The organism is Micromonospora echinofusca (genome assembly GCF_017614955.1).
GTDB lineage: Bacteria > Actinomycetota > Actinomycetes > Mycobacteriales > Micromonosporaceae > Micromonospora > Micromonospora echinofusca_A.
This window is the reverse complement of sequence record NZ_WVUH01000120.1, coordinates 1-18,838: the sequence shown is the minus strand read 5'-3', so window position 1 is coordinate 18,838 and position 18,838 is coordinate 1. Positions and strand designations below refer to the sequence as shown.

The window sequence follows — 18,838 nt, the reverse complement described above, 5'->3', positions numbered from 1 at the left end:
GCGTACGGGTTCGCTGCCGGCTGGCCGTAGCCCGGGTACGCGTCGCCGCCCGGCTGGCCGGAGACCGGCGCGCCGCCGTACGGCATGGTCGGGTCGGGCGGCGGGCCGGCGGGCTGCCCGATCGGGGCCGGCGAACTCGGGTCGCCGGTTGGCGGGGGGTAGGTCATCAGGTTTCTCCGTCGTACGCAGGGTTGCGCCGTCAGGGTAGTCACGATCGACCAGCCGGTCCGCCCCGCCGGTGCACTTCGTTGCCCGGGAGTGGCCCAGCGGGCAGGATCACGGCATGGGATTCGACGTACGCGACGAGGCGGTCCCGGTGGCCGAGCCGGTCACCTCCCGACTGGACGGGCGCGTCGCGCTGGTCACCGGGGCGGGCAGCAGTGACGGCATCGGGTACGCGACGGCACGACGGCTGGTCGACCTGGGGGCCCGGGTCGCGATCGTCTCCACCACCCGCCGGATCCACGAGCGGGCCGGTGAGCTGGGCGCGACCGGGTTCGTCGCCGACCTGACCGACGAGTCCGAGGTGGGTGCGCTCGCCGACGCGATCACCGAACAGCTCGGCGAGGTGGAGGTGCTGGTCAACAACGCGGGGCTGGCGAGCCGGGCCAGCCCGGAGGTGCTGCGTCCGGTGGGCCAGCTGACGTACGACGAGTGGCGCGCCGAGATCGACCGGAACCTGAACACGGCCTTCCTGTGCAGCCGGGCGTTCATCGGGGGCATGGCGGAACGGGGCTGGGGGCGGATCGTCAACCTCGCGGCGACCGCCGGCCCGATCAACGCTCTGCCCACCGAGGCGGCGTACGCGGCGGCCAAGGCCGGGGTGGTGGGGCTGACCCGGGCGCTGGCCATGGAGATGATCGCCGACGGGGTGACGGTGAACGCGGTGGCCCCGGGCACCATCTACACGGCGGCCTCCACCATGGCGGAGATCAAGCAGGGGCTGGGTACCCCGGTGGGCCGGCCGGGTACGCCGGACGAGGTGGCGGCGGCGATCGCCTTCCTCTGCTCACCCGCCGCGTCCTACATCACCGGGCAGATGCTGGTGGTCGACGGTGGCAACAGTGTCCGGGAGGCGCAGTTCCGGTAGCGGTCGCGGAGGCTCCCGCCGGCCGGTGCCGGCGGTGAACCTTTTCACAGCTGATGTGTGGACCGGTCACCTTGGCCTGGCCGGGCCGGGGGTCGATACTTACCGAACGTTCAGTTACCGATCAGTAGGTGTGCCGATCACGGAGGCTGCGATGGCCCGACTCGCTCAGACCCCCGGCCTGACCGACGTGCAGCGGTCGATCCTGGAGACCGTACGGGAGTTCGCCGACAAGGAGATCATCCCGCACGCCCAGCGGTTGGAGCACGCCGACGAGTACCCCACGGCCATCCTCGACGGGATGCGGGAGATGGGACTGTTCGGTCTCACCATCGACGAGGAGTACGGCGGCCTCGGCGAGTCGCTGCTGACCTACGCCCTGGTGGTCGAGGAACTCTCCCGGGGCTGGATGTCCATCTCCGGCATCGTGAACACGCACTTCATCGTGGCGTACCTGATCTCCCAGCACGGCTCCGCCGAGCAGAAGGCGTCGCTGCTGCCCCGGATGGCCACCGGCGAGGTACGCGGTGCGTTCTCCATGTCCGAGCCGGAGTGCGGGTCGGACGTGTCGGCGATCAAGTCGAGGGCGGTCCGTGACGGTGACCGCTTCGTGCTCAACGGGCAGAAGATGTGGCTCACCAACGGCGCGTACTCCTCGGTGGTGGCCACCCTGGTCAGGACCGACACCGGTGCCGACTCGGTCTACGGCAACATGAGCACCTTCCTGCTGGAGAAGGAGCCCGGCTTCGGGGAGACCGCACCCGGGCTCACCATCCCCGGCAAGATCGACAAAATGGGGTACAAGGGCGTCGAGACCACCGAGATGGTGCTCGACGGGGTGACCGTCCCCGAGTCGGCCATCCTCGGTGGCGCCGGCAAGGTGGGCCGTGGCTTCTACCAGATGATGGACGGCATCGAGGTCGGTCGGGTCAACGTGGCCGCCCGGGCCTGCGGCATCTCCGTCCGCGCCTTCGAACTGGCCGTCGCTTACGCCCAGCAGCGGCGGACCTTCGGCCAGCCGCTCGCGAAGCACCAGGCCATCGCGTTCAAGCTCGCCGAGATGGGTACGAAGATCGAGGCGGCGCACGCCCTGATGGTCAACGCCGCGCGGCTCAAGGACGCCGGGCAGCGCAACGACGTCGAGGCGGGCATGGCCAAGCTGCTCGCCTCCGAGTACTGCGCCGAGGTGGTGCAGGAGGCGTTCCGCATCCACGGCGGCTACGGCTACTCCAAGGAGTACGAGATCGAGCGGCTGATGCGGGAGGCGCCGTTCCTGTTGATCGGCGAGGGCACCTCGGAGATCCAGAAGACCATCATCTCCCGGGGCCTGCTCAAGGAGTACAAGCTCTGACACCCGGCGGCGGGTGACGTCCGGCGTCGCCGCCGTCGGAGGAGCGGTGGGTGTACCGGACGCTGTCGAGCTGCTGGCACAGACGGAGCAGGTGCCGCCGGGCTGCGGCGGTACTGGTCCGGGTCCGCTGCACGCGTGAACGGAGCAGCTCGACAGCGTCGAAGGCGACCGGCGTCTGCCCCGGCTGCGGCGGAACCCGAACCGGCGCCGACCGACGGTGCCGGTCAGCCGGTCAGGCCACCCGGGTCAGGCCGGCGGCGGCCCGCTCGACCACCAGGCACCGGTCCTCGACGTAGTCCAGTCCGGCCTCCTCGGCGATCCGGCGGGCCTCCGGCGACACGATGCCGAGTTGGAGCCAGACGGCCGGCGCGCCGACCGCCACCGCCTGTCGGACCACGTCGACCGCGTCCTCGGCGGGCCGGAAGACGTTGACCAGGTCCACCGGGTGCGGGATCTCGACCAGGGAGCGGTAGACCCGCTCCCCGAACAGCTCGTCGGCGGTCGGGTTGACCGGGATGATCCGCCAGCCGAACCGCTGCATCTGCAACGGCACGCTGTGCGCCGGTTTGCGCGGGTCGCGGGACGCGCCCACCACCGCGATCGTGGCGGTCCGGGTGAGGATCTGCTTCGCGGTACGCACCCCGTGACTCTACCGTCGCCGGTCGTTCAGAGCAGCGTGAGCTGTTCGTTCACCGACGGGGACGGGGCAGGCGCCAACGGGCGGGTCGGAACGACGCCGGGGCGGGGCAGGCCGTACCGGCGGGCCGCCGTCCGGACCCGGGCGACCAGGTCCCGCTGGTATGCGGCCGGCAGGTAGGAGCCACCCCCGAACAACTCCCGGTACCGGGGTACCAGTCGGGGGAACTCCCGGGCCAGCCAGGCGGCGTACCACTCGCGGGCGCCGGGGCGCAGGTGCAGCGCGAGGGGGGTCACGCCGGTCGCCCCGGCGGCGGCGACCGCAGCCACCGTCGCCTCGATCGACTCGTCGGTGTCGGTGAGGCCGGGGAGCACCGGTGCCATCAGCACCCCGACGTCGAATCCGGCGTCGCTGAGCGTACGGACCGCATCCAGCCGGCGCTGCGGGCTCGGCGTACCCGGCTCGACCGTGCGCCACAGCGTCTCGTCGACGAAGCCGACCGAGAACGACAACCCGACCCGGGTGACCTCGGCGGCCTGCCGGAGCAGGGGGAGATCCCGCAGGATCAGGGTGCCCTTGGTGAGGATGGAGAACGGGTTGGCGAAGTCCCGCAGCGCCCCGAGGATCTCCGGCATGAGTTCGTACCGGCCCTCGGCGCGCTGGTAGCAGTCCACGTTGGTGCCCATCGCGACCGGCGCGCCGCGCCACCGGGGCGCGGCCAGCTCCCGGCGGATCAGCTCACCCGCGTTGACCTTGACGACGATCCGCCGGTCGAAGTCGGCGCCGGCGTCCAGGTCGAGCCAGGTGTGCGTGTTGCGGGCGAAGCAGTAGACACAGGCGTGGCTGCACCCCCGGTAGGGGTTGACGGTCCACTCGAACGGGACCCGGGAGGTGCCGGGCACCCGGTTGATGATCGACTTTGCCCGGACCTCGTAGAACGTCATGCCGGCGAAGCCGGGGGTGTCGAAGGTCCGGACCGTCGCGCCGGGCAGCGCCAGCGGCAGGAGTGGTGCCGCCGGCGCTGCCACCGGGGGGCTTCCCTCAACCGGGGGAGCGGCGAGGTGTTCCCAGCGCATGGGCCATATTCGAACATGCGTACGACGGAAGTGCAAGCCGGTGCGGCGCGGTTCCTCCGGACGGGGCAGGATGGAGGCATGACCAGCACCGGCACCTTCGTCTACGACGGGGACTGCGCGTTCTGCACCACCTGTGCCAACTTCATCGAGCGGCGGATCCCCACCCGGGCCCGGGTGGTGCCCTGGCAGTTCGCCGACCTCGCCACCCTCGGGTTGACCGAGGCGGAGTGCGAGGAGGCCGTCCAGTGGGTCGGGGCGGACGGGCGGCGGGCCGCCGGGCCGGACGCCATCGGCCGGCTGCTCGGCGACAGCGGCCCGCTCTGGCGGGTGGCCGGCGCGGTGCTGCGTCTGCCGCCGGTGCGCCTGCTGGCCTGGCCGGCGTACCGCTGGGTGGCCCGCAACCGGCACCGCATGCCGGGCGGTACGGCTGCCTGCGCACTGCCGCAGGAGGCCCGGGAACGCCTCTACGGCACCACCGGGCGGCCGGGTACCACCTGATCCTGGTCGCCGTCGTCGGCCTGTACCGGGGGACGCGGTGCAGGCCGTTCCGTCGGGCCGGAAGGCGTCGGGGCGGGCGGGGCCGCCAGGGTCTGCCGCAACCAGTGCAGCGGCCGGACCCGTTCCAGCGGCAGGAAGCTGGTCATCGCGACCAGATGCGGCGCGAACGAGATGGTGATCGTGGCCATGGTGACCAGGTGGAACGAGTAGAAGAAGCCGATGGTCAGGTGCCGCCAGCGTTCCCGGAGGAGGAAGACCACCGGGCTGCCCAGTTCGAACGCCATGATGCCGAACTGGGCGACGATGAGCAGGTAGGGCACTCCGGCGATCAGGTCCGCCAGGTCGGTGCCGCGCCGGAGGATGGCCCGGGCCAGCACCGAGCCGGTCATCCACTCCAGCCCGCCGAAGCGCAGTTTCGCCCAGGCGGCCAGGAAGTACGTGCAGACCACCGCGATCTGGGTGACCCGTAGCGCCCAGCCGCCCGCCTCGGTGCGGGTCCGGTCGCCGTGCCGGGCCGCCCCGGCGGTCGGCAGCACCGCGAGGGCGACGAGCAGGCCGAACCGGTCGTGGTCGACCTTGCCGTAGCTCATCGCGATGATCATCCACTCCAGATAGAGCAGGAAGACCGGCCAGCCGAGCGCGCGTGGGGCGCGGCCGGTCGCGGCGAGCAGGGCGAGGGCCAGCAGCACCCAGAAGATCGTGTGGACCAGGAGCGGGGTCGGGGTGGGCAGCGGCAGGAGCCGGCCGACGAGCAGTGGCTGGTACAGCTCACCGGGGACGTCCGCGCGGGTCCGTACCCACGGTGTGAAGATCACCAGGTCGGCGGCGACGAAGAGGTAGACCAGGGTGCGGAAGGCGGCCACCCGACCCCGGGGTACCGCCTCGGTCAGCCACCGGCCGACGCCGGTCACGGTGCCAGCCACGACACCACCGTCTCGTCGTGGAACCGGCCGGTGGGTCGGCCGTCCCGGATCCCGTGCCACCGGACGACCACGCGGACCTCGACCAGCGCCGGGGCCGCCGGGTTGCGTTCGGCGTACGCCTCGGCGACCTCACGGAGCAGCTCCGGCTCGGCGGTGTACCGGTCCTGCTGGCCCTCGATCTCGGCGCGCCGGATGCCGGTACGCCGTTCGTCCAGCGTGACCACGGATCCGGTCCGGTCCACACCCTCCACCCGGGTGTCCGGTGCGGGCTGGTTGGCGGGGTTGGAGGTCGAGTACATCCGGAACGGCCCGAACGGGAAGTGGTCGTCCGTCCCCCAGAGAGTGCCGGCGAGCAGCAGTGCCGCGCCGACGGCGGAGGCGATCAGCCGGACGGCGCGACCCCGGGTCGTCAACATGTCCATCGGCTGGCGACCATACGCGATATGCACCGCCCCCGGGGCCCCACTTTCGCCTGTTCGTTGCGGTACGTCCGGTCAGTCCCCGAAGGGGAGCCGGTCGGGTCGGCGGCGAAACGCGGACCGCGCCGATCGTGTCGACGGGCTGAACGCGACCGCGCCGATCGGGTGGCGGTGAAACGCGGACCGCGCCGGTCGGGCCATCGGGCCCGACCGGCGCGGTCGCGGCGTGCTCAGTGCTTGTGGCCGGCCAGCTTCTTGCGGACCTCGTCCATGTCCAGCGCCTGGACCTGGGAGATGACCGACTCCAGGGCCGACTCGGGCAGCGCACCGGGCTGCGCGAACACGATCACGCCGTCCCGGATGGCCATGATGGTCGGGATGGAGCGGATGTCGAACTTCGCGCCGAGCTCCTGCTGGGCCTCGGTGTCCACCTTGCCGAAGACGATGTCCGGGTGCTTCTCGGAGGAGCGCTCGTAGACCGGGGCGAACCGCTTGCAGGGCCCGCACCACTCGGCCCAGAAGTCGACCAGGACGATGCCGTCGCGGCTCGTCACCTCGTCGAAGTTCGCCGAGGTCAGCTCAACGGTTGCCATTGCTCTCTCCGATCACCGTAGGTTGCCTACGTCGATGGAACCAGGTCGGAACCCGGGGAATTCCCGGTCGGCCGGAGTCCAAACCCCGGTCCGGTGAAGTTGCTCATGCTCATCGATGATCCTCGGTTGACGAGATCGCCGCAATCTGCAATTGCATCTTGCAGTTGCGTGACAGGTGGTGATGGGAGCGTTTCCAAGATCCGCTGATCATGACGCGGCGTCACCGTGGAAATTCTGGGGTTGACGAGCGGTAACCCCACCTGCCTTGATCGATCTTCGGCGAGAGTGCGACTACTCTGAGTGCTGTTACAAAATGATAAATGTGACTTCAGTCTCTGTCATAAGTCTTCCTGTGCACCCCTCCCGTGCGGCAGAATCACATGCATCAGAGCGTGGGCGGCGGGTGCCGGGGAGGGCCCCGCCGCTCATTGCGTCCAGCCTCGGATGACGTGACTCCGGCCCCGGACCGCACCCTCGGACCAACCCGGTAGTGCTGTGACATCTCGCGGCGCCGAACGCCCCCACTCTTGTATTGACCAGCGGTAGGGCATGCTGTGCCTCACTTCATCGCCGTGGAGTCGGGAGGCACAACGATGCAGTTCGGGCGCTACTACGAGGAGTTCGAGGTCGGCGCGGTCTACCGGCACTGGCCCGGCAAGACGGTCACCGAGTACGACGACCACCTCTTCTGCCTGCTCACCATGAACCACCACCCGCTGCACATGGACGCCCACTACGCGGGTACGGCGACCCACTTCAAGCGCAACGTGGTGGTCGGCAACTACATCTACTCCCTGCTGCTCGGCATGTCCGTCCCGGACGTCAGCGGCAAGGCGATCGCCAACCTGGAGGTCGAGTCGCTGCGGCACGTCGCACCGACCTTCCACGGCGACACCATCTACGGCGAGACCACCGTGCTGGACAAGCGGGAATCCGGGTCGAAGCCGGACCGGGGTGTGGTCTCGGTGGAGACCCGCGGCTACAACCAGGACGGCACCATGGTCTGCGTCTTCCGGCGCAAGGTCATGGTGCCCAAGCGGGAGTACGCCGAAGCGGCCGTACCCGACGGGGTGGACCCCGAGCGCCCCAGCTTCCCCGAGCCGCGCTAGCACGTCCGGCACCGGTGCCGGCAACCACGCCCACCGGGGCCGGTCGGGATTCCGTCCGGACCCGGCCCGGCCCACGACCGGCGGGCATATGCTGGCGCCGGAGGTCCCCATGAGCCACTCCGTCGCCGGAGAGCCGCCCTCTGCCGGGCACCGGTCCGGCGCGCCGGAGGCCGGCTACTCGGCCGCCGAGTGGGAGCTGTTGACCCGGCTGCCCGGTCAGGTGATCGTCGTGGCCACCGCACCGGGTCCGGGGCGACCCCGGCGGGGTGTCGCCGAGGGCCTCGCCGGGCTGGACGGGCTCGCCGCCGGCCGGGCGTTCGACAGCGACCTGGTCCGGGCCGTCGCCGCAGCCGTCTACGCGGAGTCCGTGGCGCCCCGGCCCCGGGTCGACCCGCTCACCGACCTGATCGACGTTCTCGCCTCCTGCCGGGCTGCGGTCCGGGTACTCGGGCGCCGGGCCGATCCGGCCGACTCCGCCGCCTACCGGCAGTGGGTGCAGTCGGTGGCCGCCCGGGTCTGCCGGGCGGCCGGCGACGGGCACGGGGCCGGCGACGCGCCGGGGTCGCCGGCCGACCGCCGGTTCCTGGAACGCCTCGGCGAGGCGTTGGGCCTGCGCTGAGCGCCGACGCCGGTACCCTTCGCCGGACCGGGGGCCGGCTGCCGGCGTACCCTCGACGACCGTGACCGGTGAGCAGCCCGAGGTGGGCGTCGGGCCGTGGCCCGGCGACCCACCGGACGACCCGCGCTACGACCCCGAGCTGCTCGCCGCAGGCGACCGGCGCAACGTGGTCGACCGGTACCGGTACTGGCGGCACGAGGCGGTCGTCGCCGACCTCGACCTGCGCCGGCACGACTTCCACGTGGCCATCGAGAACTGGCAGCACGACTTCAACATCGGCACGGTGGTCCGCAACGCGAACGCGTTCCTCGCCGCCGAGGTGCACATCGTGGGCCGGCGGCGGTGGAACCGTCGGGGCGCCATGGTGACCGACCGTTACCAGCACGTCCGGCACCACGAGACGGTCGGGGAGTTCGCCGACTGGGCCGCCCGGCACGGGCTGCCGGTGGTGGGGATCGACAACCTTCCCGGATCCCGTCCGCTGGAGACGGTGACCCTGCCCCGCCGCTGCATCCTGATCTTCGGGCAGGAGGGGCCGGGGCTCTCCGACGCCGCCCGGCTCGCCTGCGACCAGCTCTTCTCCATCGCCCAGTACGGCTCCACCCGGTCGATCAACGCCGGGGTGGCCAGCGGCATCGCCATGCACGCCTGGATCCGGGCGCACGCCGGACCGCCCCCGGCCGACCCGGGGCCGCCGGTACCCGGGGCTGCCGGTCGACCGGCTCCCGGGGTCGGCGTCGGCCAACCGCTCGAATCCATCTGATCCTGGTCGAGACCTACGAATCCGACGAACCGGTTCATGATCGGGCGGGTCCCCTTGACTGCGGCGCGACACGGCGGGACGGTGGGCGGGTGAGTGTCGCGGTGAGTTGCCCACGATGTGGTGGTCGGGTCCGGGCGCCCGACCTGATGAACTCCGACTGGCGTTGTGCGGGCTGCGGACCGGTGCCGCCGTACCACGTACCCGCGAACGTCGGGCCGGAGATCCTGGCCAGCGCCGCCGAGCGGATCCGGGGTGGGAAGTCCCCGATGCCGCTCTGGTGCCCCTGGCCGCTGCCGTCGGGCTGGACCGTCACCGGGGTCGGCTGGGCCGGCGACGACCGGGGCGGGGTACGCGCCACGGTGGTCGCCTGCGCCGGTCCGGCGCCGCTCGGTGGTGGCCCCGCCGACCTGATCCTGGTCGCCGAGGAACCCGGGGTCGGCCTGGGTACCCGCTACGCCGGCATCCCGGGCCCCGACCCGGGGCCGGAACTGGTCGGGGCGCTGACCGAGCCGGGGCCGGGCCATCCGGAGCACCTGCCACACGCCAAGATCCGGGCCGGCGGTCACCCGACTCCACTGTGGCCCGTCGGATCACCGACAGACCGGAGCGCCTACGCCGGCGAGGCTCGGGGAATTTGGCTCCATGCGATAGCCTGGCCGGCGAGCGCGGGTCATGTCCTCGCGGAGGAGATCGTCCTACAGGATCTCACTGAGTGGACACCGCCCGAGCTTGTTTACGGCGCTCCCTCTCCGTACCTGCACGGGAAGGCTTGACAAGCCGCCCGGAATGGCGGACAACATACGTAGATATTCACGGTAAGAAACGTCACTGATACTCTGGGTACTGTTGCGGTACGGCACACCGGCGCCGCGTGGAGGGAAGGCCCGTCATGGTCAAGAAGGTTCTCACCTGGGCCGGACTTGCATTTCTGATCTTCTTCATCGCATTCCGCCCCGACTCCGCCGCTGACGTCTTCAAGTCGTTGGGTGGCGGCATCGTGGACATTGCGCAGGGCTTCGGCGACTTCTTCACCAACCTCGTCGCCTAGCCGCCCATGGGACAGCCGCCCGGCGAGCCGCCCGAGCCCGACGACGACGAACGGCGTCAACGGGACCGGGACACCGAACCGATCCCGCGTGTCCGGCCCGACGACGGGCTGGGTCGACCGGACGGTCCGGACGGACCATCCTTTCCGGACGACGGGGGCTACCCGACCGGCAGCGGCTATCCGGGCGAGGACCGGTCCGGCCGGGCCTGGGTCCGGGAGCCGGAGACCGCCTACCAGCCCCCGCAGTTCACTGAGGACGAGCTGGCCGGGTTGCGGGTGGACGCCTCGGGTCTGCCCTCGGGGCCGCGTCGGGTGCTCCCCCTGGAGGACGAGCCCAGCTCGCTGGTCGCCCGCTACCTCTTCCCCACCGAGCGCTACCGGGGCGAGTGGAAGCGGCACTGGATCCACCTGGCGACGCCGCTGCTCGTCGGGATCGCGGCCACCTTCGTCCTCGGCTACCTCTCCGGTTTCCTGGCCGGTCAGGACGTGGGGGCACTGACCACCGTGGCGGTGCTGGCCTGGTTCGTCGTGATGGGCTGGGTCGCCTGGAAGGTCGCCGACTGGTGGTACGACCGCTTCATCCTGACCAACAAGCGGGTCATGGTGGTGAACGGGATCATCACCCGTAAGGTCGCCATGATGCCGTTGGCCCGGGTCACCGACATGAAGTACGAACAGTCCCCGACCGGGCGGGCACTCAACTACGGCACCTTCGTGCTGGAGTCCGCCGGCCAGGACCAGGCGCTCCGCGAGATCAAGAATCTGCCCAACCCCAACGAGCTCTACCTGCGTGTCGTGGAGGAGATGTACGAGCCGCAGGCCGTCGAAGCGCGGTTGGGCAAGGAGGCCGACGAGGCCAAGGCCGACGACGGCGCCTGAAGGTTTCCACCCGTTCATCGGAGGGCACCCGCACCTTCCCGCCGTCGACTCGGACCGGCCCGGTGTGACAGCCTGCTGGTGAGTCTGGCGGGGGAGGCGATCGGTGGCGGCCAGGGACAGCCTGGAGGAGGAGTTCCGCGAGTTCGTGGCGGCCCGCTCCGCCGCGCTGCTGCGCACCGCCTACCTGCTCGCCGGGGACTGGGCGACCGCCGAGGACCTGTTGCAGACCGCGTTGACCAAGACCTACCTCGCCTGGAAGCGGCTCGGCGGCATCGAGGCGGTCGAGCCGTACGCCCGCCGGGTCCTGGTGAACACCTCGACGAGCTGGTGGCGCCGGCGTTGGCACGGTGAACGCCCCACCGAGGTGCTGCCCGAGCGGGCCGTACCCGACGAGATCGAACAGCAGGTCGAGCGGGATGCGCTCTGGCAGCACCTGCGTGCCCTGCCGGCCCGGCAACGGGCGGTGCTGGTGCTGCGCTACTACGAGGACCTCTCCGAGGCGCAGACGGCGGCGCTGCTCGACATCTCCCCGGGTACGGTGAAGAGCCAGACCTCCCGGGCCCTGGCCACCCTGCGTCGTCGGCTCGGCCCGGAAGCCGGGATCGACCTGCCCGAAGGCGACGCGCCGCCCGCCCGTCCGGGTCGCGGTCGACGGGAGGTACCGCAGCGGACCGTCCGCCCGACGGGCGGGGCGGCGCCCGCCGGGTCCCCCGAGCCGACCGGGTCACGCCCGGCGGCGGCTGCCGCCGCATCGCCGGTACCGTCGGAGGACCGGCCGGACGCCCCGGCCGTACCGTCGGCTCCGGCAGTCGTACGGACACCGGTACGGGCAAGCGTGGGAGAACCCCGGTGAACACGTCGTCGAACCTCGACAACCGGACCGGCCAGTCCGGGCGTTCACCTTCCGTGGCAGGTGACAGGCTGGAACGCGCCCTGCGGGACTCCCTGTCCCGACAGGTGGCGGACCCGGTCCGGCTCGCCGCCGACCCGGCGGGCCTGGCCATCCGCCGGGGCCGGCACATCCAGCGCCGCCGGGCGATGGCGGGCCTGGCGCTGGCGGCCGTCGCGACGGCCGGGGTCAGCGCCGGGGTCGCCCAGATCAGCGGCGGACCGGGCCGGCATCCCGGCCAGATCGTGGTGATCGGTGACCCGGACAGCGCACCCCGACCCGCCGACCCGACGTCGCCTCCCCTGCTGGTCCTCCCGTCCGGCGCCGACGAACGGCCACCGGTCGATCTCGTGCTCGGTACGGTGCTGCACAGCCGGGAGGGGGACCGGATCGACCTGACCCCGGTCGGGGCGGTGGAACGGGTCCAACGGATCTCCGGTGGGTGGCTCGTCGTCGGCGCACCGGCGGCTGACGGCCGTACCCTCTGGTTCGTCGACGGGGAGCACCCACCGCAGGTGGTGCTCGCCGGGGTCGAAGCGGTGGCGCTGGCCACCGACGGGCGACAGGTCGCCTGGCGGGACGGTACGGAACTCTTCGCGGCCGGGATCATCGCCGGCAAGGCCCTCGCCACCGTCCGTACCCCGCTGCCCTCCCGGGCGGCCCCGGTCGGGTTCGTCGGCGACGCCGTGGTGGTACGCCTCGACGCCCCCGGCGGCGGCTACGCCCTCTGGCGGCCGGGGCAGGGCGACTTCGACCCCGCATGGAACACCGAGACGGCGACCGTCTACGGCGTACTGCCGGACGGTCGGGTGGTCGGCCAGGTCGTCACCGGTCCGACCCGCCGGCCCTGCCTGGCCCTGCTCGACCCGGCGCGGAAGCTCGCCCCGCTGCGGACCGCCTGCACCCTCACCCTCACCCGGGGCGGCGTCGGCCAGGTCTCGCCGGACGGCCGATGGCTGGTCGCCAACGGCCAACGCGCCGGTGACCCGGCCATGGTGGCCCTGCTCGTCGACCTGAACCGGGCCTTCGACGGTGCGTCGGCACCGCCGGCTGCGGCCGGTCCGCCCCTGACCGCCCCGGGCCGGTGGTCCGAACCGGCGACCCTGACGCACGCCGACCGCAACGGCACGCTCGTCCGGATAGCCGCCCCGGCCGTGGCCGCCGGGGGGACGGTGGACCGGACGACCCTGCGGAGCGACGGATCGTTGCTGGTCGTCGGGGGCGTCGACGGCCCGACAACCCGGTGACGCCCCGCCCGACCGCCGTGGCCGTGGTGATGACCAGCCAGCTGACCGCCGCGACCCTGCCGGGCCCGGCCGGCCCGTTCCCGCAGATCCGACGCCGGTAGCGTCGGACCATGACCCGGCCCGCGTACCCGCCCGCTCCGACCGCCCGGATCGACCTGCACACCCACTCCACCGCCAGCGACGGCACGCTCACCCCCGCCGAACTGGTCCGCGCGGCAGGCGCCGCCGGGCTCGACATCCTCGCCCTCACCGACCACGACACCACCGACGGTTGGGCACCCGCACTGGCGGCGTTGCCGGCCGGGCTCACCCTGGTCCGGGGAGCGGAGATCTCCTGCCGGTGGTACGGCGCGGACCCGCCGATCCCGCTGCACCTGCTCGCGTACCTCTTCGACCCGACCGAACCGGACCTGGCCGCCGAGCTGGCCCGGGTCCGGGCCGCCCGGGAGGTACGCGCCGAGCGGATCGTGGCCCTGCTCAACGCCGACGGGATCGACGTGAGCTGGGCGGAGGTGCTGGCCGGCGCAGCCGGCGGCACGGTCGGTCGGCCACACATCGCCGCCGCCCTGATCCGGGCCGGGCTGGTCGCCACCACCACCGAGGCGTTCGGGCCGCAGTGGCTCGGCCAGCGGTACCGCCTCCCCAAGGCCGACATCGACGTCTTCCACGCGGTCCGGCTGGTCCGGGCCGCCGGTGGGGTACCGGTCTTCGCCCACCCCCGGGCCAGCCGGCGGGGCCGGATCGTGCCCGACTCGCTGATCGTCGAGCTGGCCGGGGCGGGGCTGTTCGGCCTGGAGGCCGACCACGAGGACCACTCGCCGGCCGAGCAGGCCCACGTCCGGGCCCTGGCCGCTGACCTCGGGCTGGTGGTCACCGGCTCGTCGGACTTCCACGGCACCCACAAGACGGTCCAACTCGGTGCGTTCACCACCACCCCGGAGGCGTACGAGCGGATCGTCGACGCGGCCAGCGGGGTGACCCCGGTCGCTTCGGTCTGAGGTTGCAGGATGACGGCCGGTGGTCGCCGGCCGGCCAGCGGGGTGACCCCGATCGCTTCGGGCTGATCCGCGGCGCGCCGGAAAACGGCGCCGCTACCGTGATCGGGTGGATCTCAAACTGTTCGGCGAGGTCTTCGTGACCCTGCTGGTCATCACCGACCCGCCGGGCATGATGCCGATCTTCCTCGCCCTCACCGGCCCGCTGCCGGCCCGGGAACGCAACCGCGCCGCCTGGCAGGCGGTGGCACTCGCTCTGGGCGTGATCGTGGTCTTCGCGGTCGCCGGGCAGACCCTGCTGGCGTACCTGCACGTCTCGCTACCGGCCCTCCAGGCCGCCGGTGGGCTGCTGCTCGTACTGGTCGCCCTGGAACTGCTCACCGGCAAGGCCGACGACCCCGGTCAGCAGGCCACCTCCAACATCGCCCTGGTCCCGCTCGGTACGCCCCTGCTCGCCGGCCCCGGTGCCATCGTGGCGACCATGCTGTTCGTGCAGCGCGCCGACGGGCCGACGGACTACACCGCCATCGCGGCGGCGATCGTGGCGGTGATGGTCGCGGTCTGGATCGTGCTCCGGTTCTCGGGCGGCATCGTCAAGGTGCTCCGGCCCGGCGGGATCGAGGTGCTGACCCGGATCGCCGGTCTGCTGCTGGCCGCCATCGCGGTGCAGTTGATCGCCGACGCGGTGGCCGCCTTCGTCCGCGACTACCTCCAGATGGGATGAGCTGGCGCAGTTGTTAACAAGGGGCCCTTCCTCTACCGAATGCGTTAACAAGGGGCCCTTCCTTAGGATCGACGGGTGCGTAGTGCATCTTTACCGGCGGGTCGGCCGGACCGCCGGGCCCAGCCGCCCCGACCACGCTCCGGCGGTGAGCCGGAGCAGCTCGGCTTCGCCGGCATGCCCGAACGGCTCTTCGTCTGCACCCCGAGCAAGCTCGGGGCGTACGCCGACTGCCCCCGCCGCTACCGGTACGCGTACGTGGACCGGCCCGCCCCGCAGAAGGGCCCGCCCTGGGCGCACAACTCGCTCGGCGCGAGCGTGCACAACGCGCTGCGCGGCTGGTACGCGCTGCCGGTCGACCGGCGCCGACCGGAGGCGGTCGCCGGCCTGCTCAAGGGGTCGTGGGTGCGCGACGGCTACCGCGACGAGGAGCAGGAGCGGGCCGCCTTCCGGCGGGCCCTCGGCTGGTTGGAGTCCTACCTCGACGGTCAGGAGCCGACGGCCGAGCCGGTCGGCGTGGAGCGGGTGGTCGCGGTCAAGACCGGGGTGCTGGCCTTCAACGGGCGGGCCGACCGGATCGACTCCCGGCCCGGCCCGTCCGGCCCGGAACTGGTGATCGTCGACTACAAGACCGGCCGGACCGGGCTGGACGCCGACGACGCCCGGGGCTCCCAGGCCCTGGCGCTCTACGCGTACGCGGCCGAGCGGGTCTTCCGCCGTCCGTGCCGCCGGGTGGAACTGCACCACCTGCCCACCGGGACGGTCGCCGGGCACGACCACAGTGCCGAGTCGTTGGACCGTCAGCTCCGCCGGGCCGAGGAGACGGCCCGGGACATCATGGCCGCCGAACGGGCGGTCACCGGGGGAGACGACCCGGACGACGCCTTCCCGGCCACCCCGGGTACCCGGTGCGGCTGGTGCGACTACCGGCGGACCTGCCCGGAGGGCGCGCAGACGCCGGGCCGGGAACCGTGGGCGGCCGTGGAGCGCGCCGACTAGCGGTACCGCCGGAGCCGGTCCGGCCGCGATCAGGTCGGGTCAGGCAGCCACCCGGGCCGCCTGCGCCGCAGCCGCCCGGGCCATGGCCGCCTGGTAGATCGGTCCCTCCAGGTACCGCCGGGGTACGGCGCCGAGCGCGAGACGCAACGCGCGTACACCCACCTCGGCGGAGAACGCCGTGGTGGGCAGGCCGAGGGTCCCGTACATCCGGCGGGCCCAGGCCGGGAGCAGTCCGAACGCGGTGCCGGCGACCCCGAGGTACGCCCACCGGGTGGGGCCCAGGCTCAGTCCGAGGCGTACCGGCCGGCTCAGCGTCCCGGGTGGCGGTGGCGCGGTGAGGAACAGCGCGGTCTCGGCCGCCTCCCGGGTCATCCGCAGGTCGCTGCGGACCTCGGCGTAGTAGGCGGCCACCTCGGCGGCCGTACCGGGGACGGTGGCCGGGTCGAGACCGACCAGGGCCGCCGCCCGGCGCTGCTCGGTGTAGTAGCCGTCGACCTCGTCGTCGGTCAACGTCAGGCCGGCCCGACGGGCCGTGTCGACGAACGACTCGACCTCGGTGACGTGTACCCAGCGGAGCAGGTCCGGCTCGTCGATGCGGAACTCCGTCCCGGTTGACGGGTCCCGGGCCCGCAGCCGGGAGTGCAACGCGGTCAGCCGGCGGCCGGCTGCCTGCGCCTCGGCGGTGGTGCCGTAGACGGTGGTGGCCACGTACGTCGCGGTACGCAGCAACCGGCCCCACGGGTCGGTCTGGTAGCTGCTGTTCTGCGCCACGCCGGCCATCGCCCGGGGGTGCAACGCCTGGAGGTAGAGCGAACGGAGGCCGCCGACCAGGAGGATCGGCTCCGCGTGCACCTTCCAGGTCACCGAATCCGGCCCGAAGAGCCCGAGATCGTCGGATGCCATGGCTCCAAGCGTGCCACGCCCGACGGGCGAGCGACCTCAGTCGTCGGCGTCCCGCCGGACCCGGCAGGCCGGGCAGAGACCCCAGAAGGTCACCTCGGCCTCGTCGACCTCGAAGTCGTGGGCCGTGTCCGGGTCGAGGCAGGGGGCGCTGCCGACCGTGCAGTCGATGTCCTCGATCTCGCCACAGCCCCGGCAGACCACGTGGTGGTGGTTGTCCCCGGCCCGGGCCTCGTACCGGGCGGGGCTGCCGGCCGGCTCGATCCGGCGGGACAGGCCGGCGCGGGAGAGCGCGCCGAGAACGTCGTATACCGCCTGGGTGGAGACCGAGTCGAGGCGTTCCCGGACCCGCCGGGTGATCTCGTCGACCTCCAGGTGCCCGCCGGCGGCGAGGACGTCCAGTACCGCGAGACGCGGCCGGGTGACCCGCAGGCCACGGGACCGCAACAACTCCTCAGCACTGGACATGGCTCCATGACAGCACGGGTGCTCAGGGGCGACAAGGTGACCTCCGGCCCGGGGTGGCCCCCGACACACCCGATCCCTGGGCGTCGCGGTGACCCGGCCGTACTCTTGCGGAACGGAACGGGACGTACCTGTCGGAGGTGTCGGGATGTTCGACGAGATTCAGGGTCTTCCGGCGCATCCGTTGCTGGTCCACGCGGCGGTGGTGTTCGTCCCGCTGCTGGTGCTGCTCGCAGTCGCGTACGCCGTCGTACCGCGCTGGCGTCCGAAGGTCGGCTGGGCGGTGGCGGTCCTGGCGGTCGCCACCCCGGTGGCCACCTGGTTCGCCAAGGAGTCCGGTGAGGCGCTGGAGGAGGCGTTCCGGGCCAAGGGCTACCCGCCGGACATCCTGGCCCAGATCGAGGAGCACGCCGAGTACGCCGACGTGCTGTTCCTGGTCACCCTGGCGCTGGCCGTGGTGGCCGGGCTGCTGCTCTTCGTCACCAGTGGGCGCCCCCGGGTGGCCGGCCTGCCGTCCTGGTCGGGGTGGGCGCTGAGCGGGCTGGTGGTCGTCCTCGCCGTGGTCGCTGCGGTCTACGTCTTCCTGACCGGGGACTCCGGTGCGCAGGCGGTGTGGCAGGGCGTGGTCTGACCGCCGACGACCGTCGGCACCCGGGAGCGGACCGTCCGCACCGCACCCGGTGACGGAGCGGGCCGTCAGAACACCAGCCGGGAACAGAGCAGGCAGATCAGCACCAGGGCGACGGCTCCGGCGATCAGGCCCACCCCGTAGGTGACGGTCCGGGCACTCCGCTCGGCATCGTCGAGCCGGCCGGGATCCTGGGCGGGGAGCCGCCGGGGCGGAGCGGGCCGCAGGTGCACCGGCGGACGCCAGTCCGCAGCCGGCGGCGGTGCCGTGGGCGGCCCCGGGTACCCGGGAGCGGGCTGCCCGGCCGGCGGTACCGGCCCGGGAGGAGGCGCCGGTGCGGACGGGCCGGCACCCGGATCCCCGGCGTCCGCCGCCGGCCGCCGCCAGTAACTGTCGTCCGGTCCGGGGATCGGTGCGGGGCCGGGTCCGCTTGGCGTGGTCACGCCTTCCGACGCTACCAACGTTCCATCGGGTGCTACCGACGGCACGGTGCGCCGGGCTACCCTGGTCCGTGCTGATCAGGACGGAGGAGCCGCAGATGGCCGGGCTGACCGACGACGACCGCATGGTCGACCTGACCGAGGAGCTGGTGGTGCTCCCCGAGCAGACGATGGACGACACCGACCGGGGTTGGGGTGAGTCCGTACGCGGCAACGACGACCGGCTGCTGGCCGAGCGTCCGCCGCACTGGGACTGACGGGCCGACCACCGGGGTCGGGCCTGGCCGGTCCGTCAACCGCGTACCACCACCGCCAGCCGGCTCCCCTCCGGCAGGCTGATCACGCGTTCCGCCTGACCGGGGTCGAGCGCCAGATAGAGGGCCGCCCCGTCGACGCCGACCGTCCCGGGCTGGTCGAGCACGTCCAGCACCAGCGCCCGGGGTGCCAGCAGCAGCGGCTCCCCGGTCGACGACGGTGGCACGGCGAGCAGGTCCACCCGGTGACCGGGTCGGACCACGGCGAGCGCGGCGGGCTCGGCGAGCCGTACCGGTA

Annotated in this window: 23 protein-coding genes and 2 pseudogenes; 16 read left to right on the top strand and 9 right to left on the bottom strand. The window is 72.5% G+C overall.

Annotation, left to right across the window (positions count from 1 at the left end):
• Window positions 1-283: 283 nt before the first annotated feature.
• Window positions 284-1,090, top strand: coding sequence for an SDR family NAD(P)-dependent oxidoreductase (locus GSF22_RS15540; RefSeq protein WP_208814290.1), 807 nt, complete (start codon window positions 284-286; stop codon window positions 1,088-1,090).
• Between the two features lie 151 nt (window positions 1,091-1,241).
• Window positions 1,242-2,438, top strand: a complete 1,197-nt coding sequence (locus GSF22_RS15535; RefSeq protein WP_208814289.1) for an acyl-CoA dehydrogenase family protein — start codon at window positions 1,242-1,244, stop codon at window positions 2,436-2,438.
• Window positions 2,439-2,670: 232 nt separating this feature from the next.
• Here GSF22_RS15535 and GSF22_RS15530 read toward each other — a convergent pair whose 3' ends face one another.
• Window positions 2,671-3,078, bottom strand: a complete 408-nt coding sequence (locus GSF22_RS15530; protein ID WP_208814288.1) for a CoA-binding protein — start codon at window positions 3,076-3,078, stop codon at window positions 2,671-2,673.
• A gap of 26 nt (window positions 3,079-3,104) precedes the next feature.
• Complete coding sequence (locus GSF22_RS15525) at window positions 3,105-4,151, bottom strand: Rv2578c family radical SAM protein (protein ID WP_208814287.1); 1,047 nt, start codon at window positions 4,149-4,151, stop codon at window positions 3,105-3,107.
• Between the two features lie 78 nt (window positions 4,152-4,229).
• Between GSF22_RS15525 and GSF22_RS15520 the strand changes: the two genes are divergently transcribed.
• Window positions 4,230-4,649: a thiol-disulfide oxidoreductase DCC family protein gene (locus GSF22_RS15520; protein WP_208814286.1), complete on the top strand. Its 420-nt coding sequence runs from the start codon at window positions 4,230-4,232 to the stop codon at window positions 4,647-4,649.
• Here GSF22_RS15520 and GSF22_RS15515 read toward each other — a convergent pair.
• From GSF22_RS15515 to trxA, 3 genes are all read right to left on the bottom strand, one after another.
• Window positions 4,616-5,572 carry an HTTM domain-containing protein gene (locus GSF22_RS15515; protein WP_307804016.1) on the bottom strand — a complete coding sequence of 319 codons (957 nt, stop codon included), beginning with the start codon at window positions 5,570-5,572 and terminating at the stop codon, window positions 4,616-4,618. The two genes, GSF22_RS15520 and GSF22_RS15515, sit on opposite strands and share 34 nt — an antisense overlap.
• Window positions 5,557-5,994 carry a hypothetical protein gene (locus GSF22_RS15510; protein ID WP_208814285.1) on the bottom strand — a complete coding sequence of 146 codons (438 nt, stop codon included), beginning with the start codon at window positions 5,992-5,994 and terminating at the stop codon, window positions 5,557-5,559. The genes GSF22_RS15515 and GSF22_RS15510 overlap by 16 nt, the downstream gene beginning before the upstream one ends.
• A 227-nt stretch (window positions 5,995-6,221) precedes the next feature.
• Window positions 6,222-6,584, bottom strand: a complete 363-nt coding sequence (gene trxA / locus GSF22_RS15505; protein WP_208814284.1) for a thioredoxin — start codon at window positions 6,582-6,584, stop codon at window positions 6,222-6,224.
• A 593-nt stretch (window positions 6,585-7,177) separates the two neighbouring features.
• On the opposite strand from trxA, the gene GSF22_RS15500 reads away from it, so the two are divergent.
• The 11 genes and pseudogenes from GSF22_RS15500 to GSF22_RS15450 all read left to right on the top strand — a co-directional run bounded on the left by GSF22_RS15500 (window position 7,178) and on the right by GSF22_RS15450 (window position 15,853).
• Complete coding sequence (locus GSF22_RS15500; RefSeq protein WP_208814283.1) at window positions 7,178-7,693, top strand: MaoC family dehydratase; 516 nt, start codon at window positions 7,178-7,180, stop codon at window positions 7,691-7,693.
• Between the two features lie 88 nt (window positions 7,694-7,781).
• The gene (locus GSF22_RS15495) at window positions 7,782-8,312 is read left to right on the top strand and encodes a hypothetical protein (protein ID WP_208814282.1); all 531 of its coding nucleotides are present in this window, start codon (window positions 7,782-7,784) and stop codon (window positions 8,310-8,312) included.
• Window positions 8,313-8,373: 61 nt separating this feature from the next.
• Window positions 8,374-8,994 (top strand): annotated as a pseudogene (locus tag GSF22_RS15490) (TrmH family RNA methyltransferase); the annotation flags it as partial.
• Window positions 8,995-9,164: 170 nt separating this feature from the next.
• Window positions 9,165-9,848: a DUF6758 family protein gene (locus GSF22_RS15485; protein ID WP_307804015.1), complete on the top strand. Its 684-nt coding sequence runs from the start codon at window positions 9,165-9,167 to the stop codon at window positions 9,846-9,848.
• Between the two features lie 116 nt (window positions 9,849-9,964).
• Window positions 9,965-10,123: a hypothetical protein gene (locus GSF22_RS15480; protein WP_208814281.1), complete on the top strand. Its 159-nt coding sequence runs from the start codon at window positions 9,965-9,967 to the stop codon at window positions 10,121-10,123.
• Window positions 10,124-10,129: 6 nt separating this feature from the next.
• Window positions 10,130-11,002 (top strand): PH domain-containing protein, encoded by an 873-nt coding sequence (locus GSF22_RS15475; RefSeq protein WP_208814280.1) that lies wholly within the window; start codon window positions 10,130-10,132, stop codon window positions 11,000-11,002.
• Between the two features lie 103 nt (window positions 11,003-11,105).
• A complete protein-coding gene (locus GSF22_RS15470) occupies window positions 11,106-11,855 on the top strand; it encodes a SigE family RNA polymerase sigma factor (RefSeq protein WP_208814279.1) in 750 nt (249 codons plus the stop codon).
• A 53-nt stretch (window positions 11,856-11,908) separates the two neighbouring features.
• Entirely contained in the window at window positions 11,909-13,138 is a 1,230-nt protein-coding gene (locus GSF22_RS15465; protein ID WP_208814278.1) for a hypothetical protein, read from the top strand.
• A gap of 110 nt (window positions 13,139-13,248) precedes the next feature.
• Window positions 13,249-14,136, top strand: a complete 888-nt coding sequence (locus GSF22_RS15460; RefSeq protein ID WP_208814277.1) for a PHP domain-containing protein — start codon at window positions 13,249-13,251, stop codon at window positions 14,134-14,136.
• A 106-nt stretch (window positions 14,137-14,242) separates the two neighbouring features.
• Window positions 14,243-14,857: a MarC family protein gene (locus tag GSF22_RS15455; protein ID WP_208814276.1), complete on the top strand. Its 615-nt coding sequence runs from the start codon at window positions 14,243-14,245 to the stop codon at window positions 14,855-14,857.
• Window positions 14,858-15,031: 174 nt separating this feature from the next.
• The gene (locus GSF22_RS15450; protein WP_208814293.1) at window positions 15,032-15,853 is read left to right on the top strand and encodes a RecB family exonuclease; all 822 of its coding nucleotides are present in this window, start codon (window positions 15,032-15,034) and stop codon (window positions 15,851-15,853) included.
• A gap of 39 nt (window positions 15,854-15,892) precedes the next feature.
• On the opposite strand, the gene GSF22_RS15445 is transcribed toward GSF22_RS15450, so the two are convergent.
• Window positions 15,893-16,756, bottom strand: coding sequence for an oxygenase MpaB family protein (locus GSF22_RS15445; protein WP_208814275.1), 864 nt, complete (start codon window positions 16,754-16,756; stop codon window positions 15,893-15,895).
• 36 nt (window positions 16,757-16,792) lie between these two features.
• Window positions 16,793-17,221, bottom strand: a complete 429-nt coding sequence (locus GSF22_RS15440) for a Fur family transcriptional regulator (RefSeq protein ID WP_208814274.1) — start codon at window positions 17,219-17,221, stop codon at window positions 16,793-16,795.
• A 145-nt stretch (window positions 17,222-17,366) separates the two neighbouring features.
• On the opposite strand from GSF22_RS15440, the gene GSF22_RS15435 reads away from it, so the two are divergent.
• A complete protein-coding gene (locus tag GSF22_RS15435; RefSeq protein WP_208814273.1) occupies window positions 17,367-17,849 on the top strand; it encodes a DUF2231 domain-containing protein in 483 nt (160 codons plus the stop codon).
• A gap of 65 nt (window positions 17,850-17,914) precedes the next feature.
• Here the strand turns inward: GSF22_RS15435 and GSF22_RS15430 are convergent, their stop codons facing one another.
• Complete coding sequence (locus GSF22_RS15430; protein WP_307804014.1) at window positions 17,915-18,289, bottom strand: translation initiation factor 2; 375 nt, start codon at window positions 18,287-18,289, stop codon at window positions 17,915-17,917.
• A gap of 74 nt (window positions 18,290-18,363) precedes the next feature.
• Here GSF22_RS15430 and GSF22_RS15425 point away from each other — a divergent pair, with 74 nt between their 5' ends.
• Window positions 18,364-18,543, top strand: a complete 180-nt coding sequence (locus tag GSF22_RS15425) for a hypothetical protein (RefSeq protein ID WP_208814291.1) — start codon at window positions 18,364-18,366, stop codon at window positions 18,541-18,543.
• Window positions 18,544-18,578: 35 nt separating this feature from the next.
• Here the strand turns inward: GSF22_RS15425 and GSF22_RS15420 are convergent.
• A pseudogene (locus GSF22_RS15420) lies at window positions 18,579-18,838 on the bottom strand (flagellar biosynthesis protein FlgA); the annotation flags it as partial.